At 72.5% G+C, this 3208-nt stretch carries 4 protein-coding genes and 1 pseudogene; all 5 read left to right on the top strand.

Annotated features, from left to right (window positions below):
- Nucleotides 1–512 (top strand): annotated as a pseudogene (locus ACFWVE_RS34840) (hypothetical protein); the annotation flags it as partial.
- Nucleotides 509–919, top strand: a complete 411-nt coding sequence (locus tag ACFWVE_RS34835) for a roadblock/LC7 domain-containing protein (protein WP_266081642.1) — start codon at nucleotides 509–511, stop codon at nucleotides 917–919. The pseudogene ACFWVE_RS34840 and the gene ACFWVE_RS34835, both read left to right, overlap by 4 nt.
- Nucleotides 916–1287: a DUF742 domain-containing protein gene (locus ACFWVE_RS34830; RefSeq protein WP_384023222.1), complete on the top strand. Its 372-nt coding sequence runs from the start codon at nucleotides 916–918 to the stop codon at nucleotides 1285–1287. Before ACFWVE_RS34835 ends, ACFWVE_RS34830 begins: the two co-directional genes overlap by 4 nt.
- A complete protein-coding gene (locus tag ACFWVE_RS34825; protein ID WP_384023219.1) occupies nucleotides 1268–1873 on the top strand; it encodes an ATP/GTP-binding protein in 606 nt (201 codons plus the stop codon). Before ACFWVE_RS34830 ends, ACFWVE_RS34825 begins: the two co-directional genes overlap by 20 nt.
- Nucleotides 1870–3123 (top strand): cytochrome P450, encoded by a 1254-nt coding sequence (locus ACFWVE_RS34820; RefSeq protein WP_384023216.1) that lies wholly within the window; start codon nucleotides 1870–1872, stop codon nucleotides 3121–3123. Before ACFWVE_RS34825 ends, ACFWVE_RS34820 begins: the two co-directional genes overlap by 4 nt.
- Nucleotides 3124–3208: the final 85 nt, after the last annotated feature.

The raw sequence follows: 3208 nt of genomic DNA, 5'->3' as shown, positions 1-3208 counted from the left end.
CCTCGGTGGTCGTCGTCGTACCGCACAAGTACTTCAGCCCGCCGCCCGCGGCCGGCGAGGCCCCGGCCGCCCCCGCCGCGGCCGCCCGTGCCGGGGTGCCCGTCCTGCCGTGGACCGCGGTCACCGACGACGGGGAGGCCGATCTCTGGCCGGCCGACTCCGCCGAGACACCCGGCTCCGACACGTTCCCCGAGTCCGCCGGGGCGGTGGACACCACGCCCGGCGGACTGCCCCGCCGGCGCAGCAGCAGGCGGACCGAGGCCGAGCCGCGGCAGCCCGGACGGGCCGGGCACAGCGACCGGAGCACCGTCACCGCCGTACCACCGGACGCGTCCTTCACCGGGCTCGCCGCCTTCGCCACCGCCGGCCGCGACATCGCGGGGCGCGACGCGGGCGAACGCGTGTCCGGAGAACGCGACACCGGCGCGGCGCCCGAGGCGGCCGCCGGTGACACCCCCGCTGGACGTGAGTCCACGAAGCACCGCACCGAGGAGAGCGACCACACCCCATGACGCACCAGGGAAACGACGTGAGCTGGGCACTCCGCGATCTCGTCGAGAGCATCCAGGAGATCCGCTTCGCCCTTGTGGCCTCCAGCGACGGCAAGGCCATCACCTCCTTCGGGGCGGAGGACCCCGACGACGTGGACCGCTTCGCGGCCGTGGTCGCCGGCCTGCAGGCACTGGCCCAGCCGGTCGCCGAACAGTTCCCCGCCTACGCGGGGCAGCTGCGGCTGGCGATGATCGAGGTGGACGGCGGCCATCTGTTCGTGGTCCGCGCGGGCGTGGAGACCTACCTCGGCGTCCTCGCCCGCGAGGGCCTGGACCAAGGCCTGCTCGGACACCAGATGAGGGACCTCGCCCGCAGAATGGGCGAGCTGCTCGGTACCACTGTGCGCCTGGAGGAGCACTCTGGATGAGTGCTCCCCGACGGCCGTCGGACCCGTCCGGTCTCGAGCGCTACTACGTCCTCACGGGAGGGCGCAGCGGACCGGGCGGTTCGGCGTCGAGTCTCGACGTGGCGACCCTCGTCGTCTCCCGCTCGGCCCCCGTGCCGGGGATGCAGCACGAGCACGAGGAGATCGTCCGGCGCTGCCGTGAACCGCTCTCCGCGGCCGAACTCGGCGCCCACCTCGGGCTGCCGTTCAACATTCTCGCCGTACTGCTGTCGGACCTGCTGGACGGAGGCCACGTCGAAGCCCGTGACCCCATTCCGGCCCACGACGCCGGCCGCGGGCCCGACCTCGCGCTCCTTGAGGAGGTACTCAGTGGACTTGAAAGGCTTTGACCAAGCCGGTCGGCAAACGGCCGGGGACACCCGCTCGGTGAAGGTGATGATCGCCGGCGGCTTCGGTACCGGGAAGACCACGATGGTCCGGTCGGTCAGCGACATCAAGCCGCTCACCACCGAGGAGACCCTCACCCAGGCCAGTGCCGACGTCGACCGGCTCGTCGGCGTCGCCGACAAGACGGAGACCACCGTCAGCCTGGACTTCGGCAAGATCGGCATCAACGACAGCCTGGTGCTGTACCTGTTCGGCACGCCCGGCCAGGAACGCTTCTGGTTCCTGTGGAACGGGCTGTTCAAGGGGGCGCTCGGTGCGGTCGTGCTGGTCGACACCCGGCGGCTGGCCTCCAGTTTCCGGGCGATCGAGGAGATGGAACGGCAGAACGTGCCCTTCGTCATCGCCCTCAACGTCTTCCCCGACTCCAAGGACTACCCGGTGGACGAGATCCGGGACGCCCTGGACCTCCCCGGGCACATCCCGGTCGTGGCCTTCGACGCCCGCGACCGGTCCGCCAGCCGCGACGTGCTCGTCACCCTCATCCACCATCTGCGGGACCGCTCGGCCCTGGCCGCGGAGTCCCGATGAGCGATCCGGCCGGGAACGACCCCGGCGCCGCCCGCGGCTGTCCCGTGGCCCACCACGGCGCGGACCTCGCCCGGCTGTACGGGCCGGATCTGGCCGCCGACCCGGCCGGCCTCCACGAGCGGCTGCGCAAGGAACACGGATCGGTCGCGCCGGTGCTTCTGGAGGGCGACGTGCCGGCCTGGCTGGTGCTCGGCTACCGGGACAACCGGCGGGTCCTCGACAACCCCCGCCAGTTCACCCGGGACGCCCGGATCTGGCGCGACCAGCGTGACGGGCGCGTGGCGGACACCTCACCGCTCGTCCCGATGCTCGGCTGGCGCCCCGACTGCGTCTCCCAGGACGGCGAGCCGCACCGCAGGCTGCGCGGAGCCGTCACCGACGGGCTCCAGGCCGCCGCCGGCCGCGGTATCCGCCGGCACGCCACGCACTTCGCGAACAAGGAGATCGACGTCTTCGCGGACACCGGACGCGCCGATCTGGTGAGCGACTACGCCGAGTATCTGCCGATGCTGGTCATCACCCGCGTCCTGGGGCTGCCCGAGGCCGAAGGACGCGACCTGGTCGAGTCCTGTGCCCAGGTCCTCAAGGGCGGCGAGGAGGCCGTCACGCACGACATACGCATTCAGGAGATCCTGGGCGCGCTCGTCGTCCGCAAGCGGTCCGAACCCGGCAGCGACCTCACCACCGCCCTGCTGGCCCACCACGCCGGGCTCGACGAGGACGAGGTGGTCAGCCATCTGCGCCTGGTGCTGATCGCCGGGCACACCACCACCAGCAACCTGCTCGCCCGGGTGCTCCAGCTGGTCCTCACCGATACCGCGCGGCTGTCCGGGCTGATCAGCGGCCGGCTGAACATCTCGGCGGTGATCGAGGAGGTCATGTGGAACAGCCCGCCGCTCGCGGTGCTGCCGGGCCGGTTCGCCACCAGTGACCTGGAGATCGGCGGGCACCGGGTGCGGGAGGGTGATCTGCTGCTCCTGGGCCTCGCGGCGGGCAACCAGGACCCCGAGATCCGCCCGGACACCGGGGTGTCCGTCCAGGGCAACCAGTCGCACCTGGCGTTCAGCGGGGGACCGCACGAATGCCCCGGCCAGAACATCGGCCAGGCCATCATCGAGATCGCCGTGGACGTGCTGCTGCACCGGCTGCGGGACCTGCGCCTCGCGGTGCCGCCGGACGAGCTGTCCTCCACCGCCTCCACCTGGGAGACGCGGCTGGACCGCCTGCCGGTCGAGTTCAGCACCGCCTGACACCGGGCGGCGCCGCGGCGGCCGCTGTGACCGGCCGCCGCGCCGGCCATCGTGACCGGCGTGCTGCCCGGCCCCGCCCCGGGGC

Source organism: Streptomyces sp. NPDC058632, from assembly GCF_042717095.1.
In the GTDB taxonomy this organism is placed as follows: Bacteria; Actinomycetota; Actinomycetes; order Streptomycetales; family Streptomycetaceae; genus Streptomyces.
This window is presented reverse-complemented; position numbering and strand designations above follow the sequence as displayed.

Excerpts from the sequence above, each read along its gene's own strand:
- ACFWVE_RS34835 (WP_266081642.1), top strand. The coding sequence starts at position 509 with ATGACGCACCAGGGAAACGACGTGAGCTGGGCACTCCGCGATCTCGTC.
- ACFWVE_RS34830 (WP_384023222.1), top strand. The coding sequence starts at position 916 with ATGAGTGCTCCCCGACGGCCGTCGGACCCGTCCGGTCTCGAGCGCTAC.
- ACFWVE_RS34820 (WP_384023216.1), top strand. The coding sequence starts at position 1,870 with ATGAGCGATCCGGCCGGGAACGACCCCGGCGCCGCCCGCGGCTGTCCC.